The following is a 17,120-nucleotide window of genomic DNA, read 5'->3' as shown; positions in this document are numbered from 1 at the left end:
CGCCATGAATGGACTGAGCCAACTTTTTCCAAGCCTCCCGCTCGTGCCCGGCGGCCTGTTCTGGGTCGGACTGGCCCTGGTCGGCGCCGGCCTCGCGGGCGAGCTGAGCCGGCGCTGGCTGCGCTGCCCGCGCATCGTCGGCTATGCCGCGGCGGGGCTGTGCGCGGGCATGCTGGGCCGCAGCATCGTCGACGAGAACATGATCAACCAGACCCGTATCCTGATCGATATGGCGCTGGCACTGGCCTTGTTCGAACTCGGCCACCGCCTTTCGCTGACCTGGCTGCGCGCCAACCGCTGGCTGCTGCTCACCAGTGCCTTTGAAAGCCTGCTGACCTGGGGGCTGGTGGCGGCGGTGCTGCAGTGGATCGGCGCCTCGCCCGGCGTGGCGATCCTGGCCGGGGGTATCGCCGTCAGCACCTCGCCCACCATCGTGCTGCAGCTTAAAAACGAATTGCGCGCGGACGGGCAGGTCACCGAGCGGCTGCTGGCGATGGCCGCGCTCAACAGCATCTATGCCGCCGCCATCGTGCAGGTCGCCACCGGCTGGCTGCATTCGGAATACGGCAACCTGGGCGCCGCGCTGCTGCACCCGCTGTACCTGCTGCTGGGCTCGTGCCTGCTGGCGTGGGTAGTGGGCAAGCTCGGCCATGCCATCTACGGCCGCATGTCGGCCGACGACCACTACAGCTTCCTGGTGCTGGTGGGCCTGGTGCTGTTCACGCTGGCGCTGACCCGGGTTCTAAAATTGTCGATGCCGCTGACGCTGATGCTGGCCGGCGTGGTGTTCAAGCACCAGGACGACCAGCCGCACGTGTGGCCGCCACATTTCGGCAGCGCCGGCAGCCTGCTGATCATCGTCATGGTGGTGTCGCTGGGCCTGCCGCTGACGGCGCAGGACTGGGCCGTGGGCGGCGTCTACGCCATCGCGCTGGTGGTGCTGCGCCACGTCGCCAAGCTGGCCGGGGTGGTGTCGCTGGGCTCGTTCTCGGGCCTGAGCCTGCGCCAGTGCATGGCACTGGGGCTGGCGCTGGCGCCGATGTCGGGCCTGGCCTACCTGCTGATGCATGACGTCGCGCGCCTGTACCCGGGCACGGGGCAGCCGCTGGCCGCCATCATCCTGTGCGCGCTGGCCATCGAACAACTTTTCGGTCCGGTGATCGCGGCCTGGGCGTTGCGCTACGCAGGCGAAGTCCGCGTCGATATCCGGGCCAATGGAGGAGGGCGCTGATGTCGCTCGAACCGTTCAAGCAATCCGAGGCGCTGACTTTCGGCGTCGAGCTGGAGCTGCAGCTGGTCAACCGGCATGACTATGACCTGGCGCCGTTCGCGCCTGACCTGCTGCGCGCGCTCAAGGGCGCCCAGCATGCCGGCGACATCAAGCCCGAGATCAGTCCGTCGATGATCGAGATCAGCACCGGCATCTGCCACAGCTACCAGCAGGCGCTGGAAGAGCTGACCGTGATGCGCGACCTGATGGTGGCGGCCTCGCACTCGCTGAACCTGGGCATCGCCGGCGGCGGCACGCATCCGTTCCAGCAATGGTCCGACCGCACCATCTCCGATTCGCCGCGCTACCAGTACATCTCCGAGCTGTACGGCTACCTGGCCAAGCAGTTCACCGTGTTCGGCCAGCACGTGCATATCGGCTGCCCCAGCGCGGACGAATCGCTGTTCCTGCTGCACGCCATCGGCCGTTATGTGCCGCACTTCGTCGCACTGGCCGCGTCCTCGCCCTATGTGCAGGGCGTCGATACCGGCTTTGCCTCGGCGCGGCTGAACTCGGTCGCGGCCTTCCCGATGAGCGGACGGGCGCCGTTCCTGCTGACGTGGGACGCCTTCACCGCGTACTTCGAGAAGATGCGCAACACCGGCGTGATCGAAAGCATGAAGGACTTCTACTGGGATATCCGTCCCAAGCCCGAGTTCGGCACCATCGAGGTCCGCGTGATGGACACGCCGCTGACGGTGCAGCGCGCCTGCGATATCGCCGCCTATATCCAGATGCTGGCGCGCTACCTGCTGCTGTCGCGCCCGTTCATGCCGCAGGAAGACGACTACCTGGTGTACACCTTCAACCGCTTCCAGGCCTGCCGCTTCGGGCTGGAGGGCGAGTACGTGCACCCCAACGAACTGACCCGCATGCCGATCGCGGACCATATCCTGTCGATCTGCGACGCGCTGGTGCCGCATGCCGAGGCGCTCGGCTCGCTCGAGGCGCTGGCCAACATCCGCGCCCTGGCCGAGCGTCGCGACGGCGATGCCCAGTGGCTGCGCCAGGTCGACGCGGATGCGCGCAGCCAGCGCGAAACGGTGCGCAAGGCGTGTGACCGGTGGGCGTCCTGAGCCTGCGGCGAGCCGCGCGCGGTCCTATTTGATGCTGTAGCCGCGCCCCTGCATGCAGGCGCCCCAGGCCTGGTAGTACGAACCCATCGCCTGGCTGGTGTTGGCTGCGGCCTGCTGGTTGGCCGCATTCGCCTGGCGGCGCGACTGGCGGTGCGCCATGCCGCCGGCGACCGTACCCGTTGCAGCGCCGATCGCCGCGCCCTTGCCGGCGTCGCCCGCAATCGCTCCTGCCACCGCTCCCGCTGCGGCGCCGCCCGCCGCACCCCGCACGCGCTGGCCGCTCTGGGCCTGGGCCGGCGGCGGCGCATTGGCCGCCTGGGCAGGATCGACACCGCTCTGCTGCTTGGCCCAGCTGTAGCATGCGCCGTCGTCGCTGGCCTGCTGTTGCTGGCTCTGGCCCTTGGCGGGGTAGGCGACCGGCTTGTTTTGCGCCATGGCCTGGGCCGGCACCACGGCGCAGGCCATGGCCAGCGCGCCGAGCGCGAGATACGGCTGGCGAGGCTGGCGTTGTTTCATGATGGTGTTCCCCCAAAGGATGTCGGCGCTGCCAGGCTGGGCGCACCGCCCGGTGCGCAGTCGGCAAGCCTGTTCTGTGAAGGCCAGTATTTGCGGACCGCAGGGGTAAGTCAAATCAGTGTTTTGGCGGCGTGATGTTATTTGTTTGTGCGGCGCGCGGGGCCAGCAGGAACGCGGCGGCGTCCTGCCACCAGGCCTGGTCGACATGCCGGATCCAGTCGTTGTGCCCGGCGCCGGGGATCACCGCCAGCCGCCGCGGTTCGCCCAGCGACGCATGCAGCGCCTCGCCGAAGCGTGCCGGCACGATGGTGTCGCGTTCGGCCACCGCCACCATCACCGGGCGGCCTAAGCCCGCCAGGCTGGCGACGCTGTCGTAGCGGTCGCGCAGCACCCAGCCGGCCGGCAGCCAGGGATAGTGATGCGAGGCCAGGTGCGTCAGCTTGTCCCACGGTGTGATCAGCAGCACGCCGGCAACGTGGTCGCGCTGGCGCGCCGCCGCGGCCGCCGCCACGCCCGCTCCCAGCGATTCGCCGATCAGCAGCAGCGGGGCACCGTACTGGCGGCGCGCCAGTGCAATCGACTGTTCCGCGTCGGCGACGAAGCTGCGCTCGCCCAGCGTGCCCGGGCGGGGCCCGTAGCCCGGATACTCGGCCAGGATCACGCGCACGCCCAGCGGCGCCAGCGCACTGGCGTAGTAGTCGCGATGCCCGGCATGCCCGGCGTTGCCGTGGAACACCAGCGCGGTGGCGCGCACCGGCCCGCGCGGCTCGGCCACCAGTCCGCGGAAGTCGTCCGGGCCTGGCCACGCGCGCAACCCCGGCGTGACCATGTCGCCGACCGAAGCGCGTTCGGGGAAATAAAGGAAGTGGTCTTGCAGCATGGCGATTGCGGCAAGCCCCGCCAGGGGCGCGGCCAGCCAGCGCCACAGGCGCGCCCGGGCAGTCCGTGGGGGCGCCGACGGTGCCGCTGCGCCGGGCAGCACGCTGGCGGGCATGGCGGTGAGCCTGTGGGTCAGGCGCCGGCGTACACCGGCTCGCAGCGCACCTCTGTCCTGACCGAGTTGGCGATAAAGCAGGCCTCGTGCGCGGCATGGTGCAGGGCGTCGAGCTGTTCACGCGTCGGCTCGCCCGCGCCGCCAAACGTGACCTGCGGGCGCAGCGTCACTACCGTCATCGCCATGCGCCCGTCGGCGTTCTTTTCCATCACACCGGTGGCCGCGTCCAGATAGCGGTCGACGACAAAGCGCTGCTTTGCTGCCAGCGACAGGAACCACAGCATGTGGCAACTCGACAGCGAGGCGATGAACATTTCTTCCGGGTCGACCGCGCTGGCATCCGACATCGGCAGCGGCACCACGTGCGGCGACGACGAGCCCGGGACTTCGGCGCCGCCGTCAAAGCGCAGCAGATGCCGGCGGCTGTAGCGGTTGCCGGCGAAATCCTGGCCGTCGCGTTGCCACAGGACTTCAGCGGTGTAGGTGGACATGCAGGGACTCCTGGGTTGGGAAGGCATTCAGGCGCCGTGCGGCACGCTTTCGCCGTCGCGCAGGCCCAGGCGCTGGTTGGCCGGCACGGCGACATCGATCAGCCTGGGGCGCGGCAGGTTCAGGTTGCGCATCATCTCGACGAACTGCTCGCGCGTGCGGCCGGCGACGCGGCTATTGTGCGCGCGTTCATGGCCGATGGTGGACACGCTGTGGCCCTTGTAGTCATGGGCCGGATAGACCAGCGTGTCGTCTGGCAGCGCGAACAGCTTGCGGGTCAGGCTGTCGTAGAGCGTGCCGGCGTCGCCGGACTGGAAATCGGTGCGGCCGCAGCCATCGATCAGCAGCGCATCGCCGGTGAAGATGCGGCGCACCGTGCCGCCGGCACCGGCTTCTTCCCACAGGTAGCTCATGCTGCCGGCGGTGTGCCCGGGGGTATGGATGGCGCGCAGCACCTGCTTGCCGAAAGTGACGGTGTCGCCGTCGATCAGCTGCTTGTGCGCGGGCTTGATGTCGCAGCCGGACGGCGCCGCGGTATGCGCGCCGGTCTGCAGCGCCAGGTGGCCGGCCGAGGTGATGTGGTCGGCATGGGCATGGGTCTCGATCACCCACGCCAGGCGCGCGCCGGTCTGCTGCAGCAATTGCAGGTCGCGCTCGAGCTGGTGGTCGACCGGATCGATCAGCAGCGCGTCCCCGGTGGCGGCGTCGATCAGCAGGTAGGTGAAGGTGGACGAGGTCTCGTCGAACAGCTGGTGGAAGGTCTGCATGGCCGTCCTCTTGTTGTTTGGCCGGGGAACGCCGCCATGATACGCCGCACCGGCGCTAGCACTCCACGATATTCACCGCCAGGCCGCCACGCGCGGTTTCCTTGTACTTGGTCTTCATGTCGGCGCCGGTTTCGCGCATGGTCTTGATCACCGAATCGAGCGACACGTAGTGCGTGCCGTCGCCGCGCAGCGCCATGCGCGCGGCGTTGACCGCCTTGACCGACGCCATCGCGTTGCGCTCGATGCACGGAATCTGCACCAGTCCGCCGACCGGGTCGCAGGTCAGGCCGAGGTTGTGCTCCATGCCGATCTCGGCCGCGTTTTCCACTTGTTCCGGGCTGCCGCCGGTGACCGCGGCGAGTGCGCCGGCCGCCATCGAGCAGGCCACGCCGACTTCGCCCTGGCAGCCGACCTCGGCGCCGGAGATCGACGCGTTGAGCTTGTACAGCAGCCCGATCGCGCCCGCGGTCAGCAGGAAGTCGACCACGCCCTCGCGGCTGGCGCCAGGCACGAAGCGGTCGTAGTAGTGCAGCACCGCCGGGATGATGCCGGCCGCGCCGTTGGTGGGTGCCGTGACCACGCGCCCGCCGGCGGCGTTCTCTTCATTGACGGCGATGGCGTACAGGTTGACCCAGTCCATCACCGAGAGCGGATCGGACAGCGTGCGCTCGGCGCGTTCGGTCAGGCTGCGGTAGAGCTCGGGCGCGCGCCGCTTCACCTTGAACGGCCCCGGCAGTTCGCCGTCGGTGCGGCAGCCGCGCGCCACGCAGGCCTGCATCACGTCCCAGATATGCAGCAGGCCATTGACGACGTCGGCCTCGCTGCGCCAGGTCAGTTCGTTTTCCAGCATCAGCCGGGCGATGCTCTTGCCGCTGGCGCTGGCCATCCCGAGCAGTTCCTTGCCGCTGCGGAACGGATGCGGCAACTGCTGCGCGGCCTTGAGCACCTGCGTATTGGGCGCGCCGGCGGTGACCACGAAGCCGCCGCCGACCGACAGGTAGCGCGCCTCGCGCAGCGTGGCGCCGCCGCCATCGAAGGCGTGGAACTTCATGCCGTTGGGATGCTCGGCCATGGCCTCGCGCCGGTAGAAGGCGATGTGCTCCTTTTCGACGAAAGGCACCAGATGGCAGCCCAGCAGCGACAGCTCGCGCGACTTGCGCAAGGCCGCGAGGCGGGTGTCGATGGCATCGGGATCGATGGTGTCGGGCGCCTCGCCCATCAGGCCCAGGATCACGCCCTTGTCGGTGCCATGGCCCTTGCCGGTGGCGCCGAGCGAGCCGTACAGCTCCACCCGCACGCTGGCGACTTGCGGCAGCAGGCCGTCGCGCTCCAGCCCCTGCACGAACATCAGCGCCGCGCGCATCGGCCCCACGGTGTGCGAGCTCGACGGGCCGATGCCCACCTTGAACAGATCGAATACGCTGACTGCCACGGACGGCCTCCAGATTGACGCCGGACCAGGCCGGCGGGCGCCGCATTGCGCGGCGCCCTGAGTACAGCTTAGCTTGTGGCCGGGATGCCGGCTCAGTCCACCACGTAGTCGCTGACCGGCACGCAGGCGCAGAACAGGTTGCGGTCACCGTACACGTTGTCGGCGCGGCCGACCGGCGGCCAGTACTTCTGCGTGCGCAGCGAGGCCACCGGATAGGCGGCTTCCTCGCGCGTGTACTGGTGGGTCCACTCGTTGGCGGTGACCACCGCGGCGGTGTGCGGGGCGTGCTTGAGCGGGTTGTCGTCGCGGTCGAAGGTGCCGTCGGCAACGCGGCCGATTTCCTGGCGGATCGCGATCATGGCGTCGATGAAGCGGTCCAGCTCATGCAGTGCTTCGGACTCGGTCGGCTCGATCATCAGCGTGCCCGGCACCGGGAAGCTCATGGTCGGCGCGTGGAAGCCGTAGTCCATCAGGCGCTTGGCCACGTCTTCGTTGCTGATGCCGGTTTCCTTCTGCAGCGGGCGCAGGTCCAGGATGCATTCGTGCGCGACCAGGTCGTGCTGGCCGGTGTAGAGCACCGGGTAGTACGGCGCCAGGCGCTTGGCGACATAGTTGGCAGCCAGGATTGCGTTCTCGGTCGCCGCGGTCAGGCCGGCCGAGCCCATCATCGCGATATACATCCACGAGATCGGCAGGATGCTGGCCGAGCCGAACGGCGCCGCCGACACGCCGCCGATGCCGCGCTCGTCGCGGCGATAGCCGACGCTGTCCTGGTTGGGCAGGAAGTCGGCCAGGTGCGCGCCGACCGCGACCGGACCGACGCCGGGGCCGCCGCCGCCGTGCGGGATGCAGAAGGTCTTGTGCAGGTTCAGGTGCGACACGTCGCCGCCGAACTGTCCCGGCGCCGCGGTGCCGACCATCGCGTTCATGTTGGCGCCGTCGACATAAACCTGGCCGCCGTGCCGGTGCACGATCTCGCAGATCTGCTGCACGCCCTGCTCGAACACGCCGTGCGTGGACGGGTAGGTGATCATGATCGCCGCCAGGTTGTTGCTGTGCTGCTCGGCCTTCTTCGCCAGGTCGTCGAGGTCGACGTTGCCATTTTCATCGCACGCCACCACCACCACCTTCATGCCGGCCATCTGTGCCGAGGCCGGATTGGTGCCGTGCGCCGACGACGGGATCAGGCAGATGTCGCGATGGCTTTCGCCGCGGCTGGCGTGGTAGGCGTGGATGATCAGCAGGCCGGCGTACTCGCCCTGCGAGCCGGCGTTGGGCTGCAGGCTGACCGCGGCGTAGCCGGTGGCGGCGCACAGCATGGCCTCGAGCTGGTCGATCATCTCGCGGTAGCCCACGGTCTGGTCCAGCGGCGCGAACGGGTGGATCTGGCTGAACTCGGGCCAGGTCACCGGGATCATCTCGCTGGTGGCATTCAGCTTCATCGTGCAGGAGCCCAGCGGGATCATGGTGCGGTCCAGCGCCAGGTCCTTGTCGGCCAGCATGCGCAGGTAGCGCAGCATCTCGTGCTCGGCGTGGTGCGTGTTGAACACCGGGTGCGTCAGGTAGGCGCTGGTGCGCGCCAGCGCGGACGGGAAGGCGTCCTGCGCGGCGGCCTCGAGCTTGTCGAAGTCGACCTCGGCGGGCAGCGGCTTGCCTTGCGTAAAGATCTCCCACAACGCGACCACGTCGGCGCGGGAGGCGGTCTCGTCCAGCGAGATGCCGACGCGGGTGGCGCCGGCATGGCGCAGGTTGATGCCGCGCGCGGTGGCGGCGGCGTGGATCGCGTCGGTGTTGAAGCCGGTTTCCAGCGTCAGCGTGTCGAAGAAGCTGGCATTGGCGCGCACAAAGCCCAGTGCCTCCAGGCCCGCGGCCAGGGTCGCGGTCAGCCGATGCACGCGCTGGGCGATACGCTTCAGGCCCTGCGGACCATGGTAGACCGCGTACATCGACGCCATCACCGCCAGCAGCACCTGCGCGGTACAGATGTTGGAGGTCGCCTTCTCGCGGCGGATATGCTGCTCGCGCGTCTGCAGCGCCAGGCGGTAAGCCTGGTTGCCCTGCGCGTCGATGGTCACGCCGACCAGTCGGCCCGGCATCGAGCGCTTGAACGCGTCCTTCACCGCCATGTAGCCGGCGTGCGGGCCGCCAAAGCCGAGCGGCACGCCGAAGCGCTGCGAGTTGCCCACCGCGACGTCGGCGCCCCATTCGCCCGGCGCAGCGATCAGCGTCAGCGCCAGCAGGTCGGCGGCAGCGACCACCAGGCCGCCGGCGGCGTGCACGGCGTCGGCGATGGCGCGGTAGTCATTGATATCGCCGTTCACCCCCGGGTATTGCAGCAGCACGCCGAACGCGCCCGCGGCAGCGGCATCGGCGGCGGGGCCGACCTTGACCTCGATGCCGAGCGGCAGCGCGCGCGTGCGTACCACTTCCAGGGTCTGTGGCAGCACGTCGTCGGCGACGAAGAAGACATTGGAGTCGTGCTTGTTCACGCGCTGCAGCAGCGTCATCGCTTCGGCGGCGGCGGTGCCCTCGTCCAGCATCGACGCGTTGGCGATATCCAGCCCGGTCAGGTCAGTGACCATCTGCTGGAAGTTCAGCATCGCTTCCAGGCGGCCTTGCGAGATTTCCGGCTGGTAGGGCGTGTAGGCGGTGTACCAGGCCGGGTTCTCGAAGATGTTGCGCAGGATGACGCCGGGCGTGATGGTGTTGAAGTAGCCCTGGCCGATAAAGCTCTTCAGCACCTTGTTCTTGCCCGCCAGCCCGCGCAGCTTTGCCAGCGCGGCCTCTTCGCTCAGCGGCTCGGTGAACTCGCCCATCGGCATGCCGTCGCGGCGGCGGATGGCGGCGGGGATGACGGCGTCGATCAGGGCGGCGCGGCTGTCATAGCCGAGCACCTTCAGCATGTGCTGCTGCTCGGGGGTATCGGGGCCGATATGGCGGGCGGCGAAGGCGTCGCGCGCCTCCAGTTCGGCCAGCGTGGGCCGGTTACCTTGGGCGGCATTCATGGGAAGCGGGGCGTTCATTGGCAAGAACCTCGAAGGGAGCACTGCGGCAGGTGGTCAGCCGTGCCGCGGCGCTGCAATGCAGTGTGTCGATCCCGTGTGCGGGACCGACGGGGCGATCAGGCGCCGACGCTGGCCTTGTAGGCATCGGCCGACATCAGGCCGTTGACGTCGTCGCCGTTGGCCGGCTTGAGCTTGAACAGCCACGCGTCGAAGGCGTTGGCGTTGACGCTTTCCGGCGCCGCGGTGGCGGCTTCGTTGACGGCGATCACTTCGCCGGCCACGGGGGCGTAGATGTCGGACGCGGCCTTTACCGACTCGACCACGGCCAGCGCGTCGCCGGCACCGACCGACCTGCCCACTTCGGGCAGTTCCAGGAAGACGATGTCGCCCAGCGCGTCCTGGGCGTGGTCGGTGATGCCGATGGTGAGCGTGCCGTCGGCTTCGACGCGCACCCACTCATGCGACTCGGTGTACTTGAGGTCAGCGGGGAAATTCATGAAGGTTCTCCGGATTCAGATCTGATTCTTGTTGGGTGATGCCTGCCCGGCGCGCATTGCAAAACGCGCCGGCAGGCGAGGGCGACCGTTGGGTGAGCGGGACTTTCCCTTAGCTCACGAGTGCCTTGCCATGACGCACAAACGGCAGTTTAACCACAGTCGCGTTGAGTTTGCGGTCGCGGATCTCCACCTGCACGGTGTCGCCCACGTTCACGCCACGGGGCAGGCGCGCGAACGCGATCGATTGCGACAGCGAGGGGCTGAAGGTGCCGCTGGTGATTTCACCGTCACCGGCGGGGGTGATGACCTTCTGGTGGGCGCGCAGCACGCCGCCTTTGTCACGCAGGATCAGGCCGAGGAACTGTTGCTGCTGGCCGTTGGCGGCCAGCGCCGCCTTGCCGGTGAAGTCGCGCTCGCTCTGCAGGTCGACGGTCCACGCCAGGCCCGCGTCCAGCGGCGAGACCTTGATATCCATGTCCTGGCCGTACAGGTTCATGCCGGCTTCCAGGCGCAGCGTGTCGCGCGCGCCCAGGCCGGCGGGGCGCACGCCCGCAGCCTGCAGTTTTTCCCACAGGCCGGCAACGCTGGCGGCCGGCACCACCAGTTCGAAGCCGTCTTCGCCGGTATAGCCGGTGCGCGCCACCATCACTTCGCCGAGGGCGGGGTCCTGCACCACCACGGCATTGAACGGCTTGAGCGCATCGGAAGGCTGGGTCGACGGGAACGTGCTCCACACCCTGGCGCGGGCGTTGGGACCTTGCACGGCGACGATTGCCAGCGGCTGCACGCCCGCGGGCGCGACATCTTCACGGCGCGGCGTGATGGTCACGCCGCTGCCGGTGGCGTCGTTGCGGGCGCGGATCCAGTCGATGTCGCCGACCGCGGTGCCGGCGTTGACGACCAGGCGGAAACGGTCCTCTGCGAAGAAATAGACGATCAGGTCGTCGATCACGCCGCCGTGCTCGTCGAGCATGCACGAGTACAGTGCCTTGCCCGGCGTCTGCAGCTTGTCGACGTTGTTGGCCAGCAGGCCGCGCAGGAAGCCGCGGGTATTGGGGCCGGCGAGATCGACCACGCACATGTGCGAGACGTCGAACATGCCGGCGTCGTTGCGCACGGCGTTGTGTTCTTCGATCTGCGAGCCATAGTTGACCGGCATGTCCCAGCCGCCGAAGTCGACCATGCGGGCGCCGAGGGCGCGGTGGATAGCGTTGAGGGGCGTGGCCTGGAGCGTCATGGAATCCTCGGGCAGTCTCGGTTGGCGAAAACGAAAAGGGCCATCCGCCGCAACCATCGCTCGCCGATATGGCCAGCAATCCGCTGCGGCGGATGACCCCTCTGTCCTCGATACCTGAGAGATTACGAGGCGGATCCGGTGGACCCAGGCTCGCGCGCCCCTTCGGTGGGCACGCTCGCCACGAATGGCGGGTGCCGCTCTCCAGAGTGCGGCATGCATCGTGTGCATGTTGCATGCCGATCCGACCGGTCCGTGGTGCCTGAGAGTTTTCGGGTGATACCCCTTCGGCGGCGCAAGCGATGCGCGCTCTCCCGGTCGGATGCGCGCAATGTACGGGAGGCCCCGGCCTTTGTCAAACCAAGGCCAGAGCCTGCCTTCCGGTACCGTACCCGCCGCTGCACGCCGGCCTTACTTCTTCTTGTCGTCGGTGACCACGTTGCCGATCACGCCGCCCACGGCCGCGCCGCCCAGCGTACCCAGCGCGCTACCGTCGGTCAGGACGGCGCCGCCCACCGCGCCGGCACCGGCGCCGATGGCGGTGTTACGTTGTTTCGGGGTCATGTCCGCGCAACCGGCAAAGGCCGCGACCGTCATGCCGATCAGGGTCACCTTGGTCAAAGTTTGCATGGTTTTCATTGTTGGCTCCGATGTGATGATTTGTGCATGCCCAAGCGATCCGGCGGACCGGGGGACACACTGGTTAGAGTGTCGCGATATGCCATTGGCTCCAGTCTTTACGAAGTGTTACGCCGGTGACACAGCCGCGCCCGCGCTCGCGGCTTGCGCTGACTGACCCGCCGCGGCGAGCGTGTTAACATCGGCAGCTTTGCCGCAGGCCCGGGTGACGGGATGCCGGCAATCCCCGCTTTTTCCGTCGATTCCGCTGCCTCCCCGAACGCCCGCCCCGCATGACTCATGGCCTGAACCCCGCCCAATCCGAAGCCGTCCGTTACCTGGACGGGCCTTGCCTGGTGCTGGCCGGGGCGGGCTCCGGCAAGACCCGCGTGATCACGCAGAAGATCGCGCACCTGATCGAGGACAAGGGCTTCGAGCCGCGCCATATCGCCGCCGTTACCTTCACCAACAAGGCGGCCAAGGAGATGCAGGAGCGCATCGGCAAGCTGATGGAAGGCAAGACCACGCGCGACGGCAAGCGCATCCCGCTCAAGCAGCTGACGGTCTGCACCTTCCACTCGCTGGGCGTGCAGATCCTGCGCATGGAGGCGGAGCACGTCGGCCTGAAGCCGCAGTTTTCGATCATGGATTCGGACGACTGCTTCGGCCTGATCCAGGAGCAGCTCGGCACCACCGACAAGAAGCTGATCCGCGGCGTGCAGGGCACGATCTCGCTGTGGAAGAACGGCATGGTCGATCCCGAGGCCGCGATCGCGCAGGCCGCCAATGCCGACGATCACCAGGCCGCGCTGGTCTACCGCAACTACGTCGCCACGCTGAACGCCTACCAGGCGGTGGATTTCGACGACCTGATCCGCCTGCCGGCAGAACTGTTCGCGCGCAATGAGGCGGTACAGCTGAAATGGCAGAACCGGTTGCGCTACTTCCTGGTCGACGAATACCAGGACACCAACGCCTGCCAGTACCAGCTGCTCAAGCTGCTCGCAGGGGGCTCGCATCTGCGCGCGCCGGCCTTCACCGCGGTGGGTGACGACGACCAGGCTATCTACGGCTGGCGCGGTGCCACGCTGGACAACCTGCGCGGGCTGCAGACCGACTTCCCCGACCTCAAGGTAATCAAGCTGGAGCAGAACTACCGCTCCACCGTGCGCATCCTGGAAGCGGCCAACGCGGTCATCGCCAACAATCCCAAGCTGTTCGACAAGAAGCTGTGGAGCGAGCACGGCATGGGCGACCCGATCGCCATCCACCCGATGAACGATGAGGAGCACGAGGCCGAGTCGGTGGTGTTCCGCCTGTCGGCGCACAAGTTCGAGCGCCGCGCGCAGTTCCGCGACTACGCCATCCTGTACCGCGGCAACCACCAGGCGCGGCTGTTCGAGCAGATTCTGCGGCGCGAGCGCATTCCCTACGTGCTGTCGGGTGGCCAGAGCTTCTTCGACAAGGCCGAGATCAAGGACATCTGCGCCTACCTGCGCCTGATCGCCAATCCCGACGACGATCCCGCCTTTATCCGCGCGATCACCACGCCGCGGCGCGGCGTCGGCAACACCACGCTCGAAGTGCTGGGCACCTTCGCCGGGCAGGCCAAGGTGTCGCTGTTCGAAGCGGCGATGATGGGCGGCATCGAGGGCAAGTTGCAGCCGCGCCAGCTGGAGCCGCTGCGCGTGTTCTGCGAATCGATGGTGCGGCTGGCCGAGCGCGCGGCCAAGGACCCGGCTACCGAAGTGCTTGACGACCTGATGGCCGGCATCCATTACGAGGCCTATCTTTACGACAGTTTCGACGAGCGCCAGGCGCAGTCGCGCTGGACCAATACGCTGGAGTTCCTCGAATGGCTCAAGCGCAAGGGCACCAAGCCGGAAGCGGCCGAGGGCGAGGAAGCCACCGGCTATGACAACGCCGACGGCTTCGGCAGCGACGGCAAGAACCTGCTCGAACTGACGCAGACCGTGGCGCTGATGAGCATGCTCGAAGGACGCGAGGAAGATCCCGACGCCGTGCGGCTGTCTACGCTGCATGCCTCCAAAGGCCTGGAATATCCGCACGTGTTCCTGGTCGGCGTGGAGGAGGGCATCCTGCCTCACTGCCGCGAGGACGAGGACATGAGCGACGAGAAGATCGAGGAAGAGCGGCGCCTGATGTACGTGGGCATCACGCGCGCGCAGCGCAGCCTGCATGTCAGCTGGTGCAAGAAGCGCAAGCGCGCGCGCGAGACCTATTCGTGCCAGCCGTCGCGCTTTATCGGCGAGATGAAGCTGGAACAGGCGCCCGCACCGGTTGATGCGACCCCGGCGATGAGCCCCAAGGACCGCCTCGGCGCGCTCAAGGCGCTGCTCGGCAATGGCGGCAAGGCGGTGGCCGGCTGAGCCGTCGCAGCGCTAGCGCGCGCCCGACACCGCCAGCGTGACGTACTGCGAGCCGCGCTGCCCGCGCGTGAAGTCGAGCGTGAAGTCGCCCACATCGACGCGACTCTGCAGCGCGCGCCGCAGTTCGTCCGGGCCGCCCGCGCGCCCGCCCTGCAGCGCCCGCGCCAGCCAGGCGGCGCCGATATAGCCGGCCAGCGTCGCCGGCGACGGCGGCTCGTCCAGGTACTGCTTCATGCGCGCCACATGTTCCTTCACTACCCGCAAGGTAGCCTGCTGCGGGCCCGGCGCCACCTGGGTCAGCACCAGCCCGCCGGCGTAGCCGCGGCCCAGGATCTCGCGCGCGGCATTGGCGCTGACTGCGGACAGGCCGACCAGGAAGCCGTACCATCCCTGCGCCGCCAGCGCGCGGCCCAGTTGGGCATAGGCCAGGGTGTCGCCGGCGACGATCACCGCGCCCGGGCGCGTTGCCGCGATGCGCCGCGCCGCGGCTTCACCGGTGCCGTCCAGCAGCACCGCGCGGGTGCCGGTCTGCGCCTCCAGCCGGGCCAGCGACGACACCGCGAAATCCGGTGCCACGGCCAGCGCGATGTGCGTCAGCCCGTAGCCGCGCAGCTGTTGCGCGGCGGCGTCCAGTTCGGCCTGGTAGTCGGCCCGGGTGAACCAGACATTGCCGGCGGCCAGCGCCAGCCCTGACAGCGGCGCGACGATCTGCATGCCGCGCCGGGACAGTTCGGTCGATGAAGCCAGCACCGGCAGCAGCCGGTCGCCGGGGCCGAACAGCAGCCCGGCCTGTTCGGTGTCGGCCAGCGACACCGCCTGCGCCAGCGCGCGGCGCGGATCCGGGTCCGCATCGCGCACCAGATGCTGGATCCGCACCGGGCCGCCGGCGGCGTTGACGGCGTCGAACATCACCTTGGCGCCGGCCAGGTAGTCGCGCGCCAGGTCGGACTGCGCGCCGCTGCGGTCGAGCAGATGCCCCACCACCACCGTGCGCGGCGCTTGTGCCAGGGAAGACAGCGCGGGCAGCGCCAGCGCCATGCCGGTCGCGGCCAGCAGCCTGCGCCGGCCGGTGGGTGCCGGGGGGTTGTCGCGCAGCGGTGGGTACGGCCAGGGCGGATTGGGGCGGGGGCAACTTGGCATGGCTGGGACGGTGACGGAACGCGCGGGCGCGGTGGCGCGCAGCGTACCCGCCACCTATGACGCCAATGTGACGTACGCGCGCATGGCTGCAAGGGCGGGGCCGGCGGACTCAGGCCCGCCCTTGACGGCGGTCAAGCCGCAGGCGCGGGCCCGGTCCTACGATGACGTGTCACACACCTATTCCCCCGCGCCCCCATGAATCCGTCTGCCATGACTTCCCCCGCGCTCGACCGCGGCGCACTCTCCGACTTCCGCGCGCTGGCCGGGCGCATCGACGGCAACGGCCCGCGCTATACCTCGTACCCGACCGCCGACCGCTTCCACAACGGCCCCGAGCTGTCGCTGTACCACGACGCGCTGGACGCCTGCCGCGCCAACGCGCCGGCGCCGCTGTCGCTGTACCTGCATATCCCGTTCTGCGAGAACATCTGCTACTACTGTGGCTGCAACAAGATCATCACCCGCGACCACGGCCGCAGTGCACGCTATGTCAGCTACCTGGGCCGCGAGATGGCGCTGGTGGCCGGACGGCTGGGCCAGCGCCGGCAGGTGATCCAGTCGCACTGGGGCGGCGGCACGCCGACCTTCCTGAACCCGGAAGAAATGCGTCGCGTGATGGCGCTGCTGAACACGCATTTCGCGCTGGCGGCGGAGGGCGAGCACTCGATCGAGATCGACCCGCGCCGCGTCGACCATGACCGCATGGCGCTGCTGGCCGAGCTGGGCTTCAACCGCGTCAGCCTGGGCGTGCAGGATTTCGACCCCGAGGTGCAGCAGGCCATCCACCGCATCCAGCCATTCGAGGAGACCCGCGCCGTGGTCGATGCCGCGCGCGCGCTGGGCTTCCGCTCGGTCAGCCTGGACCTGATCTATGGCCTGCCGCACCAGACCGCGGCGCGCTTTGCCCGCACCATCGACCAGGTGCTGGCGCTGCGCCCCGACCGGCTTTCGGTCTACAGCTACGCGCATCTGCCGCATGTGTTCAAGCCGCAGCGCCGCATCGACGAAAACGCATTGCCGCCGGCCGGCGAGAAGCTCGACATCCTGGTCTCGACTATCGAGCGGCTGACCGCCGAGGGCTACGTCTATATCGGCATGGACCACTTCGCGCTGCCCAACGACGACCTCGCCGTGGCCCAGCGCGAGGGCCGGCTGCAGCGCAACTTCCAGGGCTATTCGACCCACGCCGGCTATGACCAGGTCGGACTCGGCATCTCGGCCATCGGCGCGATCGCCGGGCGCTACGTCCAGAACGCGCGCACGCTCGACGAATACTACGGTGCGCTCGACCACGGCCGCCTGCCGCTGGCGCGCGGCGTCGCGATGACGGCCGACGATCACCTGCGCCGCGAGATCATCGGCGACCTGATGTGCAATGGGGTGCTCGAGCTGCCGGTGATCGAGGCGCGGCATGGCATCGATTTCAACCGGACGTTCTCTGCAGAACTGGCCGACCTCGACCGCCTGGCCGCGGACGGGCTGGTGCGCTGCGAGCCCGGCCGCATCACCGTGACGCCGCTGGGCCGGCTGCTGGTGCGCCGCGTGGCGATGGCGTTCGACCGCTACCTGCGCGACGACGCCGCCCGGCCGGTCGACAGCGGTAACCGCGCCGCCAACGATGGCGCCCAGCCGATCCGCTTCGTGCCCCGCTACTCGCGCGTGGTGTAGCGCGCAACCGTCCCGCCCACGGGG

At 68.6% G+C, this 17,120-nt stretch carries 14 protein-coding genes and 2 riboswitches; of the genes, 4 read left to right on the top strand and 10 right to left on the bottom strand.

Annotated elements, in window-relative coordinates:
- The first annotated feature begins 4 nt into the window (after positions 1-4).
- Both CBM2586_RS16195 and CBM2586_RS16190 read left to right on the top strand, forming a co-directional pair.
- The gene (locus CBM2586_RS16195) at positions 5-1,231 is read left to right on the top strand and encodes a cation:proton antiporter (protein WP_115688465.1); all 1,227 of its coding nucleotides are present in this window, start codon (positions 5-7) and stop codon (positions 1,229-1,231) included.
- Positions 1,231-2,346, top strand: a complete 1,116-nt coding sequence (locus CBM2586_RS16190) for a YbdK family carboxylate-amine ligase (RefSeq protein ID WP_115688463.1) — start codon at positions 1,231-1,233, stop codon at positions 2,344-2,346. The genes CBM2586_RS16195 and CBM2586_RS16190 overlap by 1 nt, the downstream gene beginning before the upstream one ends.
- Positions 2,347-2,370: 24 nt before the next feature.
- On the opposite strand, the gene CBM2586_RS16185 is transcribed toward CBM2586_RS16190, so the two are convergent.
- The 9 genes from CBM2586_RS16185 to CBM2586_RS16145 form a co-directional block, all read right to left on the bottom strand.
- Positions 2,371-2,862: a YMGG-like glycine zipper-containing protein gene (locus CBM2586_RS16185; protein WP_115663571.1), complete on the bottom strand. Its 492-nt coding sequence runs from the start codon at positions 2,860-2,862 to the stop codon at positions 2,371-2,373.
- A 115-nt stretch (positions 2,863-2,977) separates the two neighbouring features.
- A complete protein-coding gene (locus tag CBM2586_RS16180) occupies positions 2,978-3,856 on the bottom strand; it encodes an alpha/beta hydrolase (protein WP_115688461.1) in 879 nt (292 codons plus the stop codon).
- Between the two features lie 17 nt (positions 3,857-3,873).
- Positions 3,874-4,347, bottom strand: a complete 474-nt coding sequence (locus tag CBM2586_RS16175; protein ID WP_115663573.1) for an OsmC family protein — start codon at positions 4,345-4,347, stop codon at positions 3,874-3,876.
- A gap of 27 nt (positions 4,348-4,374) precedes the next feature.
- Positions 4,375-5,112 carry an MBL fold metallo-hydrolase gene (locus tag CBM2586_RS16170; RefSeq protein ID WP_115663574.1) on the bottom strand — a complete coding sequence of 246 codons (738 nt, stop codon included), beginning with the start codon at positions 5,110-5,112 and terminating at the stop codon, positions 4,375-4,377.
- A 55-nt stretch (positions 5,113-5,167) separates the two neighbouring features.
- On the bottom strand, positions 5,168-6,544 hold the full coding sequence (locus CBM2586_RS16165; protein ID WP_115663575.1) for an L-serine ammonia-lyase: 1,377 nt from the start codon (positions 6,542-6,544) through the stop codon (positions 5,168-5,170).
- A 92-nt stretch (positions 6,545-6,636) separates the two neighbouring features.
- Complete coding sequence (gcvP, locus tag CBM2586_RS16160) at positions 6,637-9,567, bottom strand: aminomethyl-transferring glycine dehydrogenase (protein WP_115688459.1); 2,931 nt, start codon at positions 9,565-9,567, stop codon at positions 6,637-6,639.
- Positions 9,568-9,665: 98 nt separating this feature from the next.
- Positions 9,666-10,046: a glycine cleavage system protein GcvH gene (gene gcvH / locus CBM2586_RS16155; RefSeq protein WP_115663577.1), complete on the bottom strand. Its 381-nt coding sequence runs from the start codon at positions 10,044-10,046 to the stop codon at positions 9,666-9,668.
- A 109-nt stretch (positions 10,047-10,155) separates the two neighbouring features.
- Positions 10,156-11,283, bottom strand: coding sequence for a glycine cleavage system aminomethyltransferase GcvT (gene gcvT / locus CBM2586_RS16150; RefSeq protein ID WP_115663578.1), 1,128 nt, complete (start codon positions 11,281-11,283; stop codon positions 10,156-10,158).
- A 91-nt stretch (positions 11,284-11,374) separates the two neighbouring features.
- A riboswitch (glycine riboswitch) is annotated at positions 11,375-11,498 on the bottom strand.
- Between the two features lie 21 nt (positions 11,499-11,519).
- Positions 11,520-11,607, bottom strand: a riboswitch (glycine riboswitch).
- A gap of 84 nt (positions 11,608-11,691) precedes the next feature.
- Entirely contained in the window at positions 11,692-11,919 is a 228-nt protein-coding gene (locus CBM2586_RS16145) for a glycine zipper 2TM domain-containing protein (RefSeq protein WP_112777037.1), read from the bottom strand.
- Positions 11,920-12,191: 272 nt separating this feature from the next.
- Here CBM2586_RS16145 and CBM2586_RS16140 point away from each other — a divergent pair, with 272 nt between their 5' ends.
- Positions 12,192-14,288 (top strand): UvrD-helicase domain-containing protein, encoded by a 2,097-nt coding sequence (locus CBM2586_RS16140; protein ID WP_115688457.1) that lies wholly within the window; start codon positions 12,192-12,194, stop codon positions 14,286-14,288.
- Positions 14,289-14,300: 12 nt separating this feature from the next.
- Here the strand turns inward: CBM2586_RS16140 and CBM2586_RS16135 are convergent, their stop codons facing one another.
- Positions 14,301-15,428, bottom strand: a complete 1,128-nt coding sequence (locus CBM2586_RS16135; RefSeq protein WP_115688785.1) for an ABC transporter substrate-binding protein — start codon at positions 15,426-15,428, stop codon at positions 14,301-14,303.
- Positions 15,429-15,623: 195 nt separating this feature from the next.
- Here CBM2586_RS16135 and hemN point away from each other — a divergent pair, with 195 nt between their 5' ends.
- Positions 15,624-17,096 (top strand): oxygen-independent coproporphyrinogen III oxidase, encoded by a 1,473-nt coding sequence (hemN, locus tag CBM2586_RS16130; protein WP_115663580.1) that lies wholly within the window; start codon positions 15,624-15,626, stop codon positions 17,094-17,096.
- The last annotated feature ends 24 nt before the right edge of the window (positions 17,097-17,120 follow it).

The sequence above is a fragment of the Cupriavidus taiwanensis genome (genome assembly GCF_900250115.1).
GTDB lineage: Bacteria > Pseudomonadota > Gammaproteobacteria > Burkholderiales > Burkholderiaceae > Cupriavidus > Cupriavidus taiwanensis_B.
This window is presented reverse-complemented; position numbering and strand designations above follow the sequence as displayed.